The sequence below is a fragment of the Nocardia concava NBRC 100430 genome (assembly GCF_000308815.1).
In the GTDB taxonomy this organism is placed as follows: Bacteria; Actinomycetota; Actinomycetes; order Mycobacteriales; family Mycobacteriaceae; genus Nocardia; species Nocardia concava.
In genome coordinates this window covers 37,465-56,619 of sequence record NZ_BAFX01000054.1, presented here as the reverse complement: position 1 = coordinate 56,619, position 19,155 = coordinate 37,465, and the positions used below count along the sequence as shown (strand labels likewise).

The 19,155-nt window shown below is 69.9% G+C and carries 13 protein-coding genes; 4 read left to right on the top strand and 9 right to left on the bottom strand.

The genetic code is table 11. The features are described 5' to 3' along the window. The 8 genes from ON43_RS11215 to ON43_RS43620 form a co-directional block, all read right to left on the bottom strand. On the bottom strand, positions 1 to 4,241 hold a 4,241-nt coding region (locus ON43_RS11215; protein WP_157513998.1), incomplete at its 3' end, for a non-ribosomal peptide synthetase. After that, the gene (locus ON43_RS11210; RefSeq protein WP_040806541.1) at positions 4,228 to 5,073 is read right to left on the bottom strand and encodes a 3-hydroxyacyl-CoA dehydrogenase family protein; all 846 of its coding nucleotides are present in this window, start codon (positions 5,071 to 5,073) and stop codon (positions 4,228 to 4,230) included. The genes ON43_RS11210 and ON43_RS11215, both read right to left, overlap by 14 nt. Next, positions 5,070 to 9,431 (bottom strand): condensation domain-containing protein, encoded by a 4,362-nt coding sequence (locus ON43_RS11205; protein ID WP_040806584.1) that lies wholly within the window; start codon positions 9,429 to 9,431, stop codon positions 5,070 to 5,072. Before ON43_RS11205 ends, ON43_RS11210 begins: the two co-directional genes overlap by 4 nt. Positions 9,432 to 9,439: 8 nt before the next feature. Then, entirely contained in the window at positions 9,440 to 11,305 is a 1,866-nt protein-coding gene (locus tag ON43_RS11200) for a non-ribosomal peptide synthetase (protein ID WP_040806539.1), read from the bottom strand. Further along, entirely contained in the window at positions 11,302 to 12,327 is a 1,026-nt protein-coding gene (locus tag ON43_RS11195; RefSeq protein ID WP_040806536.1) for an HAD-IIIC family phosphatase, read from the bottom strand. Before ON43_RS11195 ends, ON43_RS11200 begins: the two co-directional genes overlap by 4 nt. After that, positions 12,327 to 13,307: a beta-ketoacyl-[acyl-carrier-protein] synthase family protein gene (locus ON43_RS11190; protein WP_040806533.1), complete on the bottom strand. Its 981-nt coding sequence runs from the start codon at positions 13,305 to 13,307 to the stop codon at positions 12,327 to 12,329. The genes ON43_RS11195 and ON43_RS11190 overlap by 1 nt, the downstream gene beginning before the upstream one ends. Then, positions 13,304 to 14,392, bottom strand: a complete 1,089-nt coding sequence (locus tag ON43_RS11185; protein WP_040806530.1) for an acyl-CoA dehydrogenase family protein — start codon at positions 14,390 to 14,392, stop codon at positions 13,304 to 13,306. The genes ON43_RS11190 and ON43_RS11185 overlap by 4 nt, the downstream gene beginning before the upstream one ends. Positions 14,393 to 14,397: 5 nt before the next feature. Then, positions 14,398 to 14,676 (bottom strand): acyl carrier protein, encoded by a 279-nt coding sequence (locus ON43_RS43620; protein WP_245568543.1) that lies wholly within the window; start codon positions 14,674 to 14,676, stop codon positions 14,398 to 14,400. 367 nt (positions 14,677 to 15,043) lie between these two features. On the opposite strand from ON43_RS43620, the gene panB reads away from it, so the two are divergent. From panB to ON43_RS11160, 4 genes are all read left to right on the top strand, one after another. Continuing rightward, complete coding sequence (gene panB, locus ON43_RS11175) at positions 15,044 to 15,898, top strand: 3-methyl-2-oxobutanoate hydroxymethyltransferase (protein ID WP_040806580.1); 855 nt, start codon at positions 15,044 to 15,046, stop codon at positions 15,896 to 15,898. Between the two features lie 191 nt (positions 15,899 to 16,089). Next, on the top strand, positions 16,090 to 16,545 hold the full coding sequence (locus ON43_RS11170) for a hypothetical protein (RefSeq protein ID WP_051178278.1): 456 nt from the start codon (positions 16,090 to 16,092) through the stop codon (positions 16,543 to 16,545). Then, positions 16,545 to 17,501: a prolyl aminopeptidase gene (pip, locus tag ON43_RS11165; RefSeq protein WP_040806527.1), complete on the top strand. Its 957-nt coding sequence runs from the start codon at positions 16,545 to 16,547 to the stop codon at positions 17,499 to 17,501. The genes ON43_RS11170 and pip overlap by 1 nt, the downstream gene beginning before the upstream one ends. Further along, a complete protein-coding gene (locus ON43_RS11160; RefSeq protein WP_040806524.1) occupies positions 17,502 to 18,398 on the top strand; it encodes a CHAD domain-containing protein in 897 nt (298 codons plus the stop codon). A gap of 13 nt (positions 18,399 to 18,411) precedes the next feature. On the opposite strand, the gene ON43_RS11155 is transcribed toward ON43_RS11160, so the two are convergent. Continuing rightward, complete coding sequence (locus tag ON43_RS11155) at positions 18,412 to 19,074, bottom strand: TIGR00645 family protein (RefSeq protein ID WP_063712527.1); 663 nt, start codon at positions 19,072 to 19,074, stop codon at positions 18,412 to 18,414. Positions 19,075 to 19,155: the final 81 nt, after the last annotated feature.

Genomic DNA, 19,155 nt, shown 5'->3' with positions numbered 1-19,155 from the left:
TTGGGCAGGAAGCCGATTCCGGCGAGCTCCTCCGGAAGGTCGAGCCCGGTGATGTGCCCGAAGTAGTTGAACGAGATCTCGCCCGGTTCGCCGGGCGGCAGCGCGGCCGCGGTGTCCCGGTTGAGGTAGCGGAGCAGGCCGTAGCCGAAGCCGTTGCGCGGCAGCGCCCGCAGCTGTTCCTTGACCGTCTTGATGGCGATCCCCATGGCCGGTCCGCCGCCGAAGGCGTCGTCGAGATCGACGCCGGTCAGATCCAGCCGGGCCGGGGCGATGGCGGTGAACCAGCCGACGGTGCGGGACAGGTCCGTCCCGGGCACCGCGTCCTGATCGCGGCCGTGGCCTTCCAGGCGCAGCAGCACCGACCGCTCGTCCTCGCCGCGGCGGGATCGCCAGCGCAGCACCGCCAGTGCGAGCGCCGTCAGCAGCGCGTCCGCGACGCGGGCCCGGTAGCGGTCCGGAATGGCGGTGAGGATGGCCGCGGTGTCGCGTTCGTCGAGTTCGACGCGGGTGTGCACGGCATTGGCGGCCAGGTCACGGCGTGGATCGAAGCGGCGGTCGCCGAAAGCGGGTGCCGGGCCTTCGACGATTTCGCGCCACAGCGGCAGTTCGGCGGTGAGCGCCTCGGTGTGTGCGGTGTCGACGAGCGCGTGCGCCCAGCGGCGCATGGAGGTGCCGACCGCGGGCAGTTGCGGCGTGTTCCCCGCCGCGACCGCCGCCCAGGCCGCAATGAAGTCGGGCAGCAGGACGCGCCAGGAGACGCCGTCGACGGCCAGGTGATGCGCGGCGATGACGAGCATCCCGGGGGCGGTGCCCGAATCCGGTGTGAGCCAGACGAATCGCAGGATCGCGCCGTGGGCGGGGTCGATCCGGTCGACGGCCGCGTTCAGTTCGGATTCGGCGAGTGCCCGGAGATCGTCGGTGGGGAGGTCGGCGGCGTAGGTGACCCGGTGGATGAGGGAGTCCACGTCGATGCTGCCGGGCGGAGTCACCCGCACCCGCCAGTCCCCCGTCTCGTCACGGTCGAGGCGAGAGCGCAGCATGTCGTGGTGGTCGATGACCGCGGTGAGCGTGGAAACCAGTGCACCCCGGTCGATTCCGGCGGGCAGGTCCAGGGTCATGGACTGGCAGAAGCGATGGAAGTCGCCGCCACGCTCGACCAGGAACCGGAGGATCGGGCTGAGCGGCATGTCGCCGACGCCGCCGCCCGGTAGTTCGGCGAGCAGTGGAATCTCCTGCACACCAGCGGTTTCGGCGATCACCGCGAGGCGGGCGACGGTGCGATGCTCATAGACCTGCTGAGGAGTGACCGCGATGCCGCGCGAGCGGGCTCGCGACACCAACAGGATCGACATGATGCTGTCGCCGCCGAGCGCGAAGAAAGAATCGTCCACACCGATACGGTCGCGGCCGAGCACCTCGGAATAGGCTGCGGCAAGCGCGATCTCGGTATCGGTGCGCGGGGCCCGGAAGGCCGCCGTCTCGACCTGGGGCGCGGGCAGGGCCTTTCGGTCCAGCTTCCCGGACCGGTTCACCGGCAGCGCCGGGAGACCGATGATCACGGCGGGCACCAGATGTCTGGGCAGAATCGTGCGCAACCGCTCGTCGAGGGCAGCCGGATCGATGCGGTGTCCCGCGGCCGGGGTGACATAGGCGATCAGACGGCCACCGGCTTGGTTGTCGACCACAGCGACCGCCTGGGCGACGGATTCCTGTGCGGCGAGCACCGATTCGAGCTCGCCGAGTTCAATGCGCACCCCGCGCAGCTTCACCTGGAAGTCGCGGCGGCCGAGGTATTCCAGCTCGCCGTGGCCGGTCGAGCGCACGATGTCACCGGTGCGATAGAGCCGCTGTCCCCGTTCGCCGAACGGGTCGGCGACGAAACGCGTCGCGGTGTGGCTCGCCCGGCGCACATAGCCGCGCGCGAGCGTCGCGCCGCCGAGATAGAGCTCGCCCGGCACGCCCGCCGGGACCGGCCGCAGGAAGGCGTCGAGCACATGGGCCCGGACCTGCCACGCGGGTGCGCCGATGGGCACCGTGGCGGAGCCTTCGCGGCCGATCGCGTGCCGAGTGACCGCGATCGTCGCCTCGGTCGGACCGTAGAGGTTGTCGTAGCGGGCCGTCGGGGCGATGCTGGGCAGGGCCGCGGCCAGGGCGGGCGGCAGCGCCTCACCGGCGAGCAGTACGCGACGCACGTTCGAGGCCATCGGCGCGGGCACCGTCTGCCGGTACGCCGCGAGCATGCTCGGCGTGAACTGCACAGTGGTGACGCCGTATTCGCTGATCGCCTGTGCCAGTTCGGCCGGATCGCCGTGCGCGCCGGACTCGTCGACCACGAGCCGGGCGCCGACGGTGAACGGCCACAATACTTCCCACGCCGACACATCGAAGGTCAGTGCGGTCTTGCGCACGATCGCGTCGGTGCCGTCGAGCCGGTGCAGGTGCTGCATCCAGGCGAGATGAGCGCACACCGCCGCGTGGGTGACGCCCACACCCTTGGGCTGACCGGTGGAACCGGAGGTGAACAGCACGTACGCAAGGTTTTCCGGCCGTAGCGGCGCGCTGCGGTCGGCGTCGGTGACAGGCGCATCCGAGTAGCAGGACAGATCCAGCTCATCGATACGCAAGACCTCCGTCGAGGCAATCTCGAAGCCGTCGCGGGCGGTAGTGAGTACACACACCGGCTGCGCGAGCTCGAGCACCTGAGCGTGGCGTGACCGCGGATGCTCGGGCTCCAGCGGCAGGTATGCGGCACCGGTGGCGAGTACCGCGTGCACCGCGATGATCTGCTCGACCGACGGCCCGAAGGCGAGCGCCACCACGTGCTCCGGACCTGCCCCGAGATCGATCAGCCTGCGCGCCAATCGATTCGATGCCCGGTGGAGATCCGCATAGGTCAGCTGGACTCCTGGACCGACAATCGCCGACGACTCCGGTGACCGGGCCGCCTGCGCTGCGAACAGCGCGGCGAGGGTCGTGGAGGCCGGTTCGGCGGGCGGCGTCCCGACCAGATGCTCGATCTCGTCCGATGTGGCCACATCGATCCGGGCGACGGGCGTATGCGGCTGCCCGACCAGGTGTTCCAGCAGTCGAATCAATCGATCCCGGTGCGCACGATGCGCTCCCGGAAGGGCGATTCGCCAGCCACCGGCCGCTTGATCGTCGACGCAGACGGTGAACTCGTCGCCGTCCCCGCGCCATTCGCTCACCTTTGCGGTGCCGAGACCGTCGACGGCGGCTCCGCCGAGCATGCGCACGCTGAGGGGCCACTGTCCGTGCACCGGCGAATCCGCCCACGGCTCATCGATATCGGGAATGAACCTGAGCCGCCGCGCCTTACGCAACTCCCTGCCGACCTGCTTGGCGATCGAGTAGAACCCGGCCTGCGCCGATACCTGGATTCGCAGTGGCACAGCGGTTTCCCCGGTATCGAGGGCGACCACGCACTCCCCCGTGGATGCCAGGCGTGCCGCGTAGACGGCCAGCGCTGCCAGCATGACCCCGGGCGCGCCGGCCCCGCACACCCGCGCGGCCCTGGCGAGTTCGGCCGAGGCACCCACCGACGCCCAGACCGGAGCGCCGGAACGGGAAGGCGCGAGAGCCGCCACGGGAGTTTCGGGCCGGACGGCGTCCGCGAGGGTCTGCTCCCAGTAGTCCCGGTCGGCGGACCACGCACCCGATTCGCGGTATCGGCGTTCGTTTTCCAACCGCTCCGCCATCGAGCCGAACGGCGGATTCGAGCCCGGCGCCAGGTGCTCTTCGTCGTTCCGCTCCGAATCCAGGACGTCACGCACCCGGGCGAGCAGCGCGAGGGTTCCCGGCTGATCGTTGACCAGCCGGTGATAGCGCTGGTACCAGCCGAGACGGCCGTCCGGGAACTCGAAGACGGCCTGCCGGTACAGCGGCCCGTGTGCGACATCCATGGGCCACCCGCGTTCCCGAGTGATCCACTCGGTCACGACGCCGTCCGGATCGGTCCCGTCGACGCTGAGCGCGGCGGTCACCACGGGCTGATTCTCGTGGACCTGGATCGCACCGCCGTCGGTACGGAACACACTGTGCAGCACCGGGCATTCGGTCATCACGGTGTCGATCGCCCGGCGCAGCGCCCGCGCGTCCGGTGCGCCGACCAACTCGACGTAGAGATCGACGTAGTGATCACCGGCCGTGAGAGCGGCGCGTTGCGCATCGCTCGGCACCCGCGGCGTGACGGTCGCGATGCGGGTGGGCTCAACGATAGTCATGAAATCCCTGTCCGGTCTTGCGACCGAAATGGCCCGCGGCGACGAGCGTCGCGAGGGCGGGCGGAATGCGGTAGTGGTCCTCGCCGGTCTCGCGGCGCAACACCTCGATGGTGTCGGCGACGTTGTCCAGGCCGATCAGATCGGCGGTGCGCAACGGTCCCATGCGATGGCCGAGGCAACGTTCGAACAGGGCGTCCACCGTGGCGGCGTCCGTGCCGGCGTCGAGGGTGGCGGCGGCCTGCGCGATGCTCAGCATGAGCAGGCGGTTGATGACGAAGCCGGGACGGTCGCCGACGATCAGGGCTTCCTTGCCGAGGGCGGCGAGCAGGTCGGTGGCACGGGCCATGGTTTCGTCCGAAGTCTGTTCTCCGCGAACGACTTCCACCGTGTCGGTGAGCGGGGCCGGGTTCATGAAGTGCAGGCCGAGCACGCGGTCGGGACGGCCCGTCGCGGCGGCCAGCCGGGCGATGGGGATGGCCGAGGTCGCGGAGGCGAGCACGGCCTCGGGCGGGCAGACGCGATCGAGTTCGGCGAAGAGCCGCTCCTTCAACTCGATCCGCTCGACCGCGCACTCGATGACGAACCCCACCTCCGCGAGATCGTCGATGCGGTCGGTCCAGCGCACCCGGCGGGCGGCCTCCAGGGCCGTGCGCCGGTCGCCGCGGCCCAGCAGCAGCGCCAGCCGGACCGCCTCGTTCAGTCCGCGACGCGCGCGGTCCACGGCGGCCGGATCCGGTTCGACCACAATGACATCGCATCCGGCCTGCGCGAGGCACTGTGCGATGCCCGCGCCCATGGTGCCCGCACCGATCACCGCTACGACTCCGGTCATCGGGTCACCTCCGCTTCCGCGATGGCGCGCATCGCCAACTCCGACACGGGTTCGTTCGGCGTCTCCAGCAGGCCGCGCAGCAGCCGGGTCAGATCCGTGAGCATCTGCTGCGCGGTGGAATCGTCGAAAAGTTCGGTGGCATAGATCAATTGCAGGACCGCGTGATCGCCGGGCGTCCGGCCCAGCCCCAGTTCCGCGGTGTCCGGCGGCATGTCACCGAACCAGATGACGGAGGGGACCGTCCCCGGCGCGGCCGACGTCACGACGGCTCGGTCCAGCAGCTCGGTCCCGGTGGGCTCATCGGCGAAATCCATTCGGGCGACGCCGCGCGCCGAGCCGATCACCACCTCATCCGAACCCGAGTACCAGCTCAGCAGCGCGGCCCAGGCCGCCAGCAGGTCCGCATCACTCGGGACGGTGTCCAGGCGCGCACCCACTGCCGCGTGTGTGTACCGGGCCGATCCGCTGCCACGCGGGCGGTCGGTCGGAATATCCAGCGCCACGGCATCTTCCGCGGACACTGCCGCGACGGCCGACGGTTCGGGGGACAGCAGTTCGTCGATCGACCGATCCGGGCTCGACTCCACGACCTCGGTGAGGATCTCCAGATACGTCGCCGCGATCCCCGCCGCGGTGCGCTGCGTGAACAGTTCGGTGCTGTACTCGAAGCAGGCCAGCATGTCGTGGTCGTCGCTGCGATCGTAGGTGATCAGGCTGAGATCGAATTTCGCTGTGCCGGGCGGCAATCCGCCGAAGGCATTGTGGACGGAGTGGTCGGCGTCGAAGAACTCCAGGTCCCCGCCGCCGAACGGGTTGACCGCTCCGGCGCCGGCGAGATCCTGGTGGACGTAGAGCACGTCGAAGATCGGGGTGCGCGACAGGTCGCGCTGATCGTCGAGGGCATTGACCACCCGTTCGAATGGGATCTCCTGATTCTCCAACGCGCCCAGCACGATTCCGCGCACCCGCTCGAGCAGATCGGCCAGGGTCGCGGGACCGGACAGGTTGGCGCGCAGGGCCACGGTGCTGTTGAAGAAGCCGATGAGACCTTCCAGCTCGCGGCGGGTGCGGCCGGTGGTCGGGGTGCCGATGATCAGGTCCCGCTGCCCGCTGCGCCGGGCCAGCAGCAGATAGAAGGCCGACAGCAGCACCACGAACAGCGACACCGACTCCCGCTTCGCGACCGCGCGGGCCGCGGCCAGCAGCGCCGCCGACACCGGGAACGGCTCCAGCTCACCGGCGAACGTCTTGCGCGCCGGACGCGGGAAATCGGTGGGCAGCCGCAGTTTCGGCGCGTCGGCCAGCAGGTGCCTCCAGTAGTCGAGCTCATGGTCGAGTACGCCCGAGTCGAGCAGGTCGCGGTGCCAGCGCGCGTAGTCCCGATACCGGATCGGCAGCGGTTCCAGCTCGGCGGTGCGGCCCTCCTGCCGGGCGGCATAGAGCACGGGGATCTCGCGGGCCAGGATTCCCGGCGTCTGACCGTCGGTGACGCAGTGATGACACACCACCTGCAGCACATGCATATCCGGGGTCAGCTTGACCAGCAGCACCCGCACCAGGGGATCGCGGCCCAGATCGAAGGGCCGGACGGCGGCCGCCCGGATCAGGCCGCGCGCCACGGCGACCGGATCGGCGGCATCCGAGGCATCGACCATTCGGAAGAATTCACCGAGGGCCGGACGCACGCGCACCACCGGCATGCCGTCGACCTCGACGAGGTTGTAGCGCAGCGGTTCGTGCCGCTCCGCGAAATCCTCGAACGTGCCCTTGACCGCATCCACGTCGACCGGTCCGCGCAGCACGTTGACGACCGGATAGTTGTAGAGCGTCGTGTCGGGGACCAGCTGATGGTGGAACCACATTCGTTCCTGCCCGGGCGACATGACCAGCTCATCGGTACGGGTGATGGCGGGCAGGCCGGGCAAGGCCTGCCGCGCCTCGCGTGCCGGGCGGGCTCGGTCCCGCAGCAGGTCGGCGAATTCGGCCACCTTGGGCCGCTCGTACACGTCGAGCAGTTTCGGCCGGAAACCGAAGGCCTCCTCCACCCGCTCGACCAGCTGCACCGCGATGATCGAGTTGCCGCCGACGTCGAAATAGTCGTCATCCGGGCCGATTTCGGTCTCGGCGTGCAGCAGTTCGCGCAGGACACGACGCAGCCATTCGGTCGCGTCCGAGACCGGATGCTCGGGTGCGGTGACGGGCTCGACCGCCTCGGTGGTGATCGCGGGCTGCTGCGCCGCATGGGGCAGATCGACCCAGCAGCGGGTGCCGTGCAGCGGATGCCCGGGCAGTCGCGTCCTGCGACCGTCGCCGTCGTGCACCCGCGCCCAGTCCAACTCCAGGCCACGCTCGTAGAGTCGGCCCAGAATGCCGAGTACCGCTGCGGAATCGGTGGTACCGAAGAGGATTTCCGCCGCCGCGTGTCCCGCGAGATCCGCGGCGAGGTGGCGTCCGAGCACACCATCCGGACTGGGATCGACGAAGACCACCGGACCATCCCGCAACAGCGCTTCCGCCGCCGCGAGCAGCCGCGACCGGTCCACCGCGGGTGTCTGCGCGGCCGCGGCCAGTTCGCCCGCCTCGACCGGCTCCCGTGCGCCGAGCAGATAGCGGGCCGCGAACTTCGACGCTCCCCCGCTGAGCACCGCGGCGAACCGAATCCCACCGGCGTACAGCCGATCGTGTGCGGCGAGCTGCGCCGCCAGCACCTCGGCGACCTCTCCGTTCGCGGGCAACTGTTCGGGCAGTTCGGAACCGCTAAGTCCGGCGGGGAGGGCGCCCGGCGAGAGCAACAACGCCACGCGCGGCGGCACCGGCGGTGCGCCATCCGGATCGACGGCGCTGCAGCGTGTTTCGAGCAGCTTCGCCAACTCCGCTGTGCTGCCGGCACATACCGCGACGCGGTGGCCGAAGTGCGCGCGGCCTACGCCCAGTGTGTACGCCACGTCCGTGAGATCGGTCGCGTCCTCGCGCACGGCCTCCGCCAGCGCGCCGCACAGCTCCGCGAGCGCGGCCGGTGTCCGTGCCGAAACCCCGATGAGCCGCGGCATTCGACCGGCTTCACCCGCATCCGCCTCCGGCCGCGGAGACGCCGCCGGGGCCTGCTGCACGACGCAGTGGGCATTGGCGCCGCCGAGGCTGTAGGAGCTCACACCGGCCAGGCGCGGCCCCGCGCCGGGCCACGGTCTGGGCCGGACGATCACCTCGAGCTTGGCCGCCGCCAGGTCGAGATCGCCGGTGGGACGGTCGAAATGGAGTGAGGGGAACAGTTGCCCGTCGGCGACCGACAGGATCGCCTTCACCAGACCGGCCACGCCGGCCGCGTGATCGAGGTGCCCGATATTGGTCTTCACCGAGCCGATCGGGAGCGTGCTCGCGCGATCGGCGAAGGCGGCGCGCAGGCCCTCCAGTTCGACGGCATCACCGAGCCGGGTGGCCGAGCCGTGAGCCTCGAGATATCCGGCAGCACGCGGTTCGACGCCCGCCTTGCGCCAGGCGCGCGCGATGACGCGGGCCTGCGCGGCCGCGCTCGGGGTGCTGATGGTGACCGCGGCATGCCCGTTGTGCAGCACGGCGCTGCCCCGGATGACCGCGTGGATCGGCGCGCGGTCGGCGCGGGCGCGCGCGAGGGTGGTCAGCAGCAGCGCCGCCCCGCCCTCGCCGGGCACCGTGCCGTCGGCGTCGGCGTCGAAGGCGCGGACCTGGCTGCCGGGTGAACCGATCTCGGTCATGGTGTGCGCGGCCCAGTCCGGAGCGCCGTGGGATCGGACACTGACGCCGCCCGCGAGCGCGTAATCGGCGTCGCCGTCCCGCAATTCGCGGCAGGCGTGGTGGACGGCGATGAGGGAGGCATTGCAGCCGCTGTCGACCGCATAGCAGGGGCCGTCGAAACCGAGCAGGTGCGCGATGCGCGCGGGGACGCCGAAGGGCAGCGTGCCCAGCATGGCGAGGGGCCCGGGGTCGACGGCCATGGCGTGGTAGCTGGGCAGCGGTGCGCTGAACACCACCGCGGTGGTGGCCGCGCGCAGGGTGGCGGGTGCGTATCCGGCGTCCTCGATCGCCCGGTGCGCGAGTTCGAGCGCGATGCGCTGCTGCGGATCCATCAGGGACGCTTCGCGTTTGGACAGTCCGAAGAATGCGTAGTCGAAGGTGTGGATATCGGTGAGATGCCCCATGGGCAGGTAGCGGACGCGGCGGTCCAGGCCGGTCGCCACGGCCCGCGACTCGGGCATGGGCCCGATGGAATCCCTTCCGGCCGCGAGGTTCTCGCGGAACTCGGCCAGGTTCGCCGCGTCCGGGAAGCGTGCGCCGATGCCGATGACGGCGATATCGTCGTCGCGTAGAGCAGGTTCGGTCACGATGTCCTTCACACCTCGAATGCCATGGGGACGTCCGCCGCGGCGGACTGTGCCGGATCGGCGGGCCGGGTCGGATCCGTGGGCAGAGCCGGTTGCGAGAGCAGGGCGTTCGCCTGCGCGGCGACGGTGTCCAGATCGAACAGCAGACCCACCGAGATCGCGCCGGGCCAGCGCGCCTCCAGCCGCATGTGCAGGGCCACCAGGCGATTGGAGTTCCCGCCCACGTCGAGAAAGCGGTCGGTGCGCTCGAATTCGTCGTGCAGCAGCACCGCCGACCAGATCTCACCGAGGTCGCGCTCGGTCTCGGTCCAGCCCTCGCGCGACACCGACCGCGCGACACCGGGTTCGGCAAGCAGCGCGCGCAACGCGGCCTCGTCGAGCTTGCCGCTGCCCGGGGTGATGGGCAGGGCGTCGACGAGAACGAAGCGGGCCGGAACCGCCTCCGGGACGAGGTGTTCGGCGCAGTGTCCGGCCAGCGCGCTCGATGCCGGCGAGGCGGCCGTATCGTCCAGCGGCGCCCAGAAGGCGGCCAGGTATACCGAGTCGTCGGCATCGGTGACCGGAAGGACGGCCGCCTCTCGTACGGCGGGATGGCGTTCCAGCACCGACTCCACCGCACCGCGCTCGATCCGCACACCGCGGACCTTCACCTGAGTGTCGGCGCGACCGTGGAATTCGAGGTCGCCGCCGGCGTCGGCCACGGCGAGGTCGCCGGTGAGGTACATGCGCGCACCGGGTTCGGTGGCGAACGGGTCGGCCACGAATCGCGTCGCGGTCAGTGCGGGACGAGCCGCGTAGCCGTCGGCGATCTGTCCGCCGCCGAGGTAGAGGTCGCCGCGAGTGCCGGACTCCACCGGACGCAGCTTGTCGTCGAGGAGATGAGCGGTGGTGCCCGCAGCCGGTTTTCCCATCGGGACAATCGGTCTCGGCATCTCCGCGACGTACGGGCCGATGCAGGTGATCGTCGCCTCGGTGGGACCGTACTCGTTGTGCAGCGCCACCGCGGGCAGCGTCGCGCGGTGCACGTCCACCAGGTGCGGCGGGACCGCCTCACCCATCAGGATCACCGTCCGCAGCCGCGGCCAGGGCTGCGCCAGCCGCGACAGCGCGGGCCGGTAGAACGACGGCGTCGCGATGAAATGCGAAACACCCCGGCTGCGAGCGAGTTCGGTGACGGCATCGACATCGCGCGCCATCCGGGCATCGGGGTACACGCCGGTGCCGCCGACCGCGAGCGGCCAGACCACGCCCAGCAGGGAACCGTCCCAGATCAGCCGCATGGCCGAGAAGGTGACCAGCTCGCCGTCGGCGGGTGAATCGTCGCGGGAGCCGATCCGGGCGGCGAGGTTGGCGCGGGACACCACCACCACTTTCGGCACACCGGTGGAGCCGGACGTGGTGATGGCATAGGCGGGCGCTCGGCGCGGCGGCGGACCGGGCAGCGCTGTCTCCGATGAATCCGCCTGTGCCGCGGTGTCGATCACCGCCGGACCGTTCGCCGCGTCCGACAGCGCGGCCGCCGCATCGCCCGGGGTGAGCGGATCGCAGCCGTCGATGATCACCGCGCCGCAGTCCAGCGCCCGCAGCACCTCGCCGAGCGTGGATTCACCGCCGTGGCCGGGTTCGATGACGCACCAGGCCGCGGCCGCGCGCAGGGCCGCGATCATGCCGACCACGGTGCCCAGGTTCTGCTGCTGGTAAATGACGACCGTCTGCCCGGGCCGCACCCCGGCGGCGAGCAGTCGCCGGGCGAGAGCCGCTGTCTCGGTGTCGAGTTCGCGATAGGTGAGCGAGCGCTCCCCCACCACGATCGCGAGCCGATCGGGCACTCGCTCGAACTGGCGGTGCAGGCCGTCGAGCAGATCCACGCTCATCGGAGGACCTCGACATGTCCGGTGCCGCCGATGCTTTCGGCGGGCACGCCGCAGGCGAGCAGGATGCGGTCACCGTCCTGCTCGACCACCTCGAACCCGGCAAAACGCAGGGTCACCAGCATGACCCGATTCAGCGGTGTGGCAAGGAATTCCGCCGCCGGGCGCAACCCGGCCGCCTGGGCACGATGGACCACCTCCGCGATGAGGGCCGTGCCGACGCCGCGTGACATGACCCGGCAGGACATGAGCAGCAGGAGCAGCACCGCATCCTCGCCGCGTCGTTCGGTCACGGCCAGCCCGATGGTGCCGTAGCCGCCGAATCGGTCGGTCAGGGAGGCGATGAGCACCTCGTGCCGCGGGGACGCGCACAGTGCCCGCAGCTCGTCGAGATCGAAGGTGACGCCGGTGGTATTGAGCTGGTGGGTGCGCTCGGTCAGCTCGTGGGCGCGCACCAGATCGGCCTCGGTGGCCGCGCGGACGGTCATGACCAGGCCCAGCGAGGCCAGGAAATCCGCGTTGGAGCCGTCGAATTCGGCCTCCGACGCCTTGCGGTCGCGCTCGGCGCGATACAGCGACCGGCGCCGGCTCGCCTCGAATGTCACTGCGGACGGGGTGAATTCGGGAAGATCAGGCAGTTCCGCGATCCGGTCGGCCGGATAGCGCCGGACCTCGGGGTAGGCCGCGGCGACCTCGGCCAGTTCGACGGGATCATTGTCGATGAACGCGATGGCATCCCGGCCGATATCGAGCACCTCGCCGATCCTGCGCACCGCCTCCGACTTGGGACCCCAGCCGATCTCGACGGCCGAGAACATGTCCTCGATACCGTGCGCGCGCAAATGCGCTGTGGCAGCCGCTGGTTCGCCGCGGCTCGCGATGGCATGCAGGATGCCGCGCTCGTCCAGCGCCCGAAGCGTCCGCAGCACTTCCGGTTTCGGCGCACCGCCGTCCGATTCCAGCACCACGCCGGGCCATACCGTGTCGTCCAGGTCCCAGACCAGGCATTTCACTATCGCCGCCATCACACCCTCCGCAGCAGGCCGGCGCTCCACGCGGCGACCGGGCTGCTGTTCAACAGCAGCGCGTGGTCACCGGGCGTACGAGTGGGCGCGGCGGCCTCCAGATTGACCAGCATGTCCATCGAGCCCAGGTGGCCGTAGGCCGCGAGATTGACCCGGCAGACCTTGTCCACCACACGATCCAGGGCCTCCTCCCAGAAGGCGAAGGCGCCCGCCGAGAGGTTCTGCATGAGGACCTGCCCCACCGCGTCCGCGTGAACACCATTGCGGCCCAGCAGTTCCGGAATGATGGCGTCGAATCGCTTCTTGCTCTCGACCGCGAGCCGAAACGAGTAGGTGGACTCGTCGGAACACTCCTCGATCCAGTCACCGGAGCCGATATCGCGGTAGTCGATGCGGAACAGGTCCGCGTATTTGCCTTCGCTGCGCACGATCTGGTCGACGAACTCCCAGCGACCCGGACCCGAGGTGGTGACCAGCACCGCGGCGGCGCCGTCGCCGAGCAGCGTCATGGGGGCGCGGTAGCGATGGCGGGTCGGCGTCTTCGCGGCGGTGACCACCAGCGCATTGCGGCAGTGGGCGTCCGCTCGCACCAGGCCCGCGGCGAGAGTCAGTGCGGCGGAGACGGATACGCACCCCAGGTCCCCGGCCGCCGTGGTGAACGCGCGGGCCGCGCCGATTCGGTGCTGCAGCCGGGTCGCCTCCGAAGCCAGCAGATACTGTGGCGCGCGGCCGGTCACCAGAATCAGCGCGTCCAGGTCGGCCGCCACGAGACCGGCCTCGTCCAGCGCCGCGCGCGCCGCCTCGGCGGCCAGATCGACCTCGGTCATGCCGTCGGCGACGCGGACCGTGTCGATGCCCAGGGCCAGCGCGTGTTCGCGGCGTTTGGCGGGCAGTTCGGCCAGTTCCGCCAGCGCCGCGACCTCGGCGATCGGGTCCGGGAACCAGGTCGCGACCGGACCCAGTAGTACACGTTCGCTCATGCCCGCGCACCCCGCATGACGTGCTCGCCCATGGTCACCTCGGCGACCTCCTGTGCTCCCTCGATGATTTGCAAGACCTTGGCGTCGCGGTAGAACCGGCCGATCCGGCTGTCCGGCGCGCAACCCGCCGCGCCCAGCACCTGTACGGCCCGTTCGCTCACTCCGGCCGCGACACCGGCGGCGGCGTATTTGGCGGTAATGGTGGCGATCAGCGCCTGCGGCGAGCCCTGCATCCGCGCCTCGGCGGCACGTTCGCAGAGGGCCTGCGCGCCTTCCACTTCCGCCCAGCTACGACCGAGCGCGGCGCGAATCAACTGATGTTCGGCCAGCGCGGTGCCGCCCTGGACGCGGGTGGCCGCGTGCGCGGCGGCATCGGCGAGGCAGGCGCGGGCCAGCCCGACACCACCCCAGGCGACGGTGTAGCGGCCGTGGTCCAGAGCGGTGCCGAGGACATGGGACAGCCCGAATCCCGGGGGAGCGATCAGCTGGGCGGCGGGTATGCGCACCTGGTCGAACCGGACGGTCGCCAGGCGCGCGCCGCGCAATCCGAGTCCGCTCTCCGCGGGTTCCACGCCGACGCCGGGCCGGTCCCGGTCCACCAGCGCGGCACACAGCCCGCCCGGCGCTCGGCCGAGCACGAGATAGACGTCGGCACGCTGACCGAAGGTCACCCACAGCTTGGTGCCCGACACCAGGACATCGGTGCCGTCGGTCTCGAAAGTGGTGGCGACAGCGGACAACTCGGTTCCCGCTCCCGATTCGGTCGCCGCCAGCGCGGCAATGACCGCACCGGCGGTGAGCCGGGGCAGCCACGCCTCGCGCTGCGCGGGCGTCCCCCACCGGTCCACCGCGGCGGCCACCATGCCGTGCACGGTCAGCAGCGAGCGCAGGCTGGTGCACGCCTGCCCGAGCGTGGCGGCCAATCGGCCCAGCTCCAGGGCATCGAGTCCCGCACCGCCGAAGGACGCGGGCCGATCCGCGCCCAGCAGCCCACCCGCGGCCGCGAGTTCGATCATCTCGTCGGGCAGTCCGTCCCGATCCCACCGCGCCGCGTCACGGTCCGCGGCCCGCACGAGTTCGTCCACCGCTATCACGAGGGGCCGACCCCGCCCCGCTTGCGGGTCACGAAGTCCGCCGCCCGCGCGGCGCTGCGGAAGTTGTCGAGCTCGAGATCATCGACCTCCACGGTGATCCCGTAGGTGCTCTCCACGTGCACCACGATCTCCAGCGCCCGCAGCGAATTCACCAGCCCCAGCGCGAAGATGTCATCATCCGGCGACAATTCGATTTCGGCCATCGACCCGAAGTAGCCCAGCAACTCCTTCGTCAGTTCCGCTCGCCACTCCCCGTCCCGCGCCAGACCCTCCACCAACACTCCTTCTCGCCGTGCTCCGCCTAGATCACGACACCATCGCGGCGGTTCGTGGACAAGCCCCGGGTTTCGCGGGCGTCCGGGTTCGGAATGCATTGTCCGGCAACGGTGTAGCTATCACGCCGGCCGGCACAGGCGCGATTGCGTAGGAACAGGCCCCCTTCCCTGGAGAAGGAAAGTTGTGATGGCGGTCTCGGCCTGCTCCGTCGATCGGGAGACCTTCGCGGAGCCGGGGGTCACCGCGCTCCAGCGCGGGTGTGAGCAATTGCATCGGCCAGGTGAGCGGGGGAATGGCAGACTTGGGGGCGTCATGACAGCCCGGGGACCCGGTATGGGCCTCGAGGAAACGACGAAAGGGACGATGATGTCCGTATCCGATGCGGAAACGTCTGTGTACGGGGCCGCGGCACCGAAAACTCCCGCTCGACGGAAGACGCGAGTGCAGCATCTGCAGCAGATGAAGCAGGCGGGTGAGAAGTGGTCGATGCTGACCGCTTACGACTACTCGACCGCGCGGCTGTTCGAAGAGGCGGAGATTCCGGTCCTGCTGGTCGGGGATTCGGCCGCGAACGTGGTGTACGGGTATGACACGACGGTGGCGATCACCGTCGATGAGCTGATTCCGCTGGTCAGGGGCGTGGTGCGGGGTGCGCCGCACGCGCTGGTGGTGGCGGATCTGCCGTTCGGCAGTTACGAGTCCTCGCCGGAGCAGGCGCTGGCGACGGCGGTGCGCTTCATGAAGGAGGGCGGCGCGCACGCGGTGAAGCTGGAGGGTGGTGAGCGGGTCGCCGACACCATTCACAAGCTGACCGCGGCCGGGATTCCGGTGATGGCGCATATCGGGTTCACCCCGCAGAGCGTCAATACGCTGGGCGGGTTCCGGGTGCAGGGGCGCGGTGACGGGGCCGAGCAGCTCGTCGCCGACGCCATCGCGGTGCAGGAGGCCGGAGCCTTCTCCGTGGTCATGGAGATGGTGCCCGCCGAGCTGGCGGGGCAGGTCACGCGCAAGCTGACCATTCCGACCGTCGGCATCGGGGCCGGCGTGGAATGCGATGCGCAGGTGCTGGTCTGGCAGGACATGGTGGGCTACACCGGCGGGAAGACCGCCAAGTTCGTCAAGCAGTTCGCGGATGTGGGCGGCCAATTGCGTACGGCCGCGGCCACTTACGCGGATGAGGTGCGGCGTGGAGTGTTCCCCGGCCCGGAGCACAGCTACTGAGCCGACCCGCCTCGCAGTGAATCGAACGCCCCCGCGGACAACCGCGGGGGCGTTTCTCTTGTCGATTGTCGATAGCGGTCGGCTATTGAGGCATATTCGCCCCTTGCCCGTTCGGCCCACCACGGGATTTTGGTGGCAGACTCGGTAGCCAACGAGCTGGATCGACCAAAGGGAAGTTCATGGATCGTGGAATGAGTCGCTGGGTGCGACGGGCGCCGGTGCTGGTGGGCGCGGTGGCCGTCGTGGCGTTGACCGCGGGTTGCGGGGACAACTCCTCGACCGGATCGGCGCAGCCGAAGGGCTCGTCCTCGGGGTTGAGCTCGACGACGGGGCAGCCGAGCACCAGCGGTGCGCCGACCACGTCGGCGAACGCCGGGCCGGGACTGACCGTCTCCGATGCCGCGGCCAAGCGGTTGTGCGACCTGATTCGGCCGCAGCTCTCGGACTGGCGGGTGCAGACCCCGACCATGGACAAGGTCTCGCTGAACGCGACCGTCATCCAGTGGGCCGCGGAGAACGGGCTGTTCCTGCCCAACGAGCGCGGCGTGGCCGACCGGGTCACCACCCAGGCCTGCCCGGATGTGCGCGATCAGGCGCTGTCCGCGATCGAGATCCCGAACCTGTCCGCGGGGCTGGTGGCCGGCTGATGCGCACCCTGTACCAGCCGATCGAACCCTACGAGCAGGGCATGCTCGATGTCGGTGACGGCCAGCACCTCTACTACGAGGTGAGCGGCAACCCGGACGGCAAGCCCGCGGTGTTCCTGCATGGCGGCCCGGGCGGCGGCACCGCGCCGTATCACCGGCAGTTCTTCGATCCGGAGGCGTACCGCATCGTGCTGTTCGATCAGCGCGGTTGCGGGCGGTCCACGCCGCACATCGCCGACGGCGCGAGCCTCGAGCACAACACCACCTGGCATCTGGTCGACGATATCGAAAGGCTGCGAACGCATCTGGGCGTCGAGCGCTGGCTGGTGTTCGGCGGTTCGTGGGGTTCGACGCTGGCCCTGAGCTACGCGCAGACCCATCCGGACCGGGTCACCGAATTGGTCTTGCGCGGGATATTCCTGTTGCGGCGCAAGGAAATCGATTGGTACTACAATGGCTCCGCGGGATACGTGTATCCCGATGAGTGGGAGAAATTCCTGGCGCCGGTGCCGGAAGCCGAACGCGGAAAAGATCTGGTCGAGGTCTACCACCGCCTGCTGCACTCCCCCGATGCCGCCCTTGCCACCGACGCGGCCGTCGCGTGGTCGACCTGGGAGGGTGCCACGAGTTCCCTGCTGCCCCAACCGGATCGGGTCGCCGAAACCGCCGATCCGCGCTTCGCGCTGGCCTTCGCGCGCATCGAGAACCACTATTTCGTCAACCACGGCTTCCTCGACGAGGGCCAGCTGCTGCGCGACATCGACCGCATCGCCCACATTCCGGGTGTGATCGTGCAGGGCCGCTACGACGTGGTGTGCCCGGCGACCAGCGCCTGGGATCTGCACAAGGCCTGGCCCGGTTCGGAATTGCACCTGGTGCCCGACGCCGGCCACGCCGCTCTCGAAACCGGCATCACCCACCATCTGGTGGAAGCCACGGACAAGTACAGGACGTAGATGAGTACCGCAGCCGGTCCCGCCTTGGTCGACGCAGTAGCCGCCGATGTGGACCGGCTGTGTACGGCCGAACCCGATGTGCGCGAAGACCTTCCGGATTCGGTGCACAAGATGCGGGTGGCGACCCGGCGCCTGCGCAGCATCCTGAAGTCCTATCGCCGGTTGCTGCGGCGCAAGCCGGTCGGCGAGATCACCGACGAATTGCGCTGGCTGGCCGGGCTGCTCGGGGTGGCGCGCGATGCCGAGGTGCGGGCGGAGCGGTTCGCGACGCTGCTGGGCGACACCGGCGCGCCGTTCGACGAGAAGACCGTGCCGCTGGGTGAGAAGTCGCCGCCCCGAAAGGATTTCGGCGCGCAGCTGGTGGCCGACGAGCGCCGCTTCTACGCCGGGGCGCATCGCGCGGTGGTGGACGCCTTCGACACCCGCCGCTACCGCAGCCTGCTCGACCGGCTAGCTGGTCTGACCAGCGACGCCCCGCTGCGCACCTCCCAGGCCGACAAGCCCGCCGAGGACGTCTTCGCCGCGGTGCTGCGCCACGACTTCCGGGAACTGCGCCGCCTGGTCCGCGAGGAACCCAGCCTCAGCGAGGAAGAACGCGTCGAGCACCTGCACGACATCCGCAAGGCCGCCAAGCGACTTCGCTACTCCGCCGAGGCCGCCACCGCCGTCCTCGGCAAGCCCGCCGAGGAACTCGGCAAGAAGGCCAAACGCCTCCAGGGCGTCCTCGGCGACCACCGCGACGCCGTCGAATCCCTCGAAACCCTGCGCTCCCACGCCACCGATGCTGACGAGGCGGGCTACCAACGCCTCTGCGACGCCGAGGAAGCGGCGGCCGCCAAGGCGCTCGAGCAGTACCCCGACGCCATCGAATTCCTCCGCCACCACCCGCTGACCTAGCGGATCGATCCGCTCAGTGGGTGCGGAAGCCCGACTGATCGCCGTTGTGCTGCGCCCCGTGCGCCAGTGCCACCCCGTGGCCGGGCGCCGTCGCGTGCGAAGCGCCGTGGCTGTCCCGGTGCGCGGCGTGCGGCATGATCCGGTCGATCCAGGCCAGCAGCACCGCCGAGATCACGAACGCGAGGTGGATGATCACCGGCCACAGGTAGCGCGCCGAGTGCTCGCCCGGGTTGGCGTCGGTGGTGATGGAGATGAACGTCTTGAGCAGGTGGATCGAGGAGATGCCGACGATCGACATGGCCAGCTTCACCTTCAGCACATTGGCATTCACCTGCGCCAGCCATTCGGGCTGATCCGGATGCCCGTCGATGCGCAGCCGCGACACGAACGTCTCGTACCCGCCGACGATCACCATGATCAGCAGGTTGGAGATCATGACCACGTCGATCAGCCCCAGCACCGAGAGCATGATGCTGGTCTCGGCATTGCCCTCCTTGAACAGCCCGTGCACGAGTTCCCAGAGCTCACGCAGGAACTGCCACACGTAGGCGGCCTGCGCCACGATCAGGCCCACGTACAGCGGCAGCTGCAGCCAGCGGCTGAGGAAGATGAAATAGCCCAGACTGCGCTGCTGGGCGGCCGCGGGCGGAGTCGCGGACGGGTACGGGAAAGCCATGGGACTCAATACAGCACGCCCGAAATCACGCGCCGATCAGTAATCGATCATGCCCGCGCGCACCGGTCGCGCCGTGATGGA

Coding starts and splice junctions, on each gene's coding strand:
- ON43_RS11160 (WP_040806524.1), top strand. CDS start 17,502: ATGAGTACCGCAGCCGGTCCCGCCTTGGTCGACGCAGTAGCCGCCGAT.
- ON43_RS11155 (WP_063712527.1), bottom strand. CDS start 19,074: ATGGCTTTCCCGTACCCGTCCGCGACTCCGCCCGCGGCCGCCCAGCAG.
- ON43_RS11195 (WP_040806536.1), bottom strand. CDS start 12,327: ATGGCGGCGATAGTGAAATGCCTGGTCTGGGACCTGGACGACACGGTA.
- panB (WP_040806580.1), top strand. CDS start 15,044: ATGTCCGTATCCGATGCGGAAACGTCTGTGTACGGGGCCGCGGCACCG.
- ON43_RS11210 (WP_040806541.1), bottom strand. CDS start 5,073: ATGACCGGAGTCGTAGCGGTGATCGGTGCGGGCACCATGGGCGCGGGC.
- pip (WP_040806527.1), top strand. CDS start 16,545: ATGCGCACCCTGTACCAGCCGATCGAACCCTACGAGCAGGGCATGCTC.
- ON43_RS11170 (WP_051178278.1), top strand. CDS start 16,090: ATGAGTCGCTGGGTGCGACGGGCGCCGGTGCTGGTGGGCGCGGTGGCC.
- ON43_RS11200 (WP_040806539.1), bottom strand. CDS start 11,305: ATGAGCGTGGATCTGCTCGACGGCCTGCACCGCCAGTTCGAGCGAGTG.
- ON43_RS11190 (WP_040806533.1), bottom strand. CDS start 13,307: ATGAGCGAACGTGTACTACTGGGTCCGGTCGCGACCTGGTTCCCGGAC.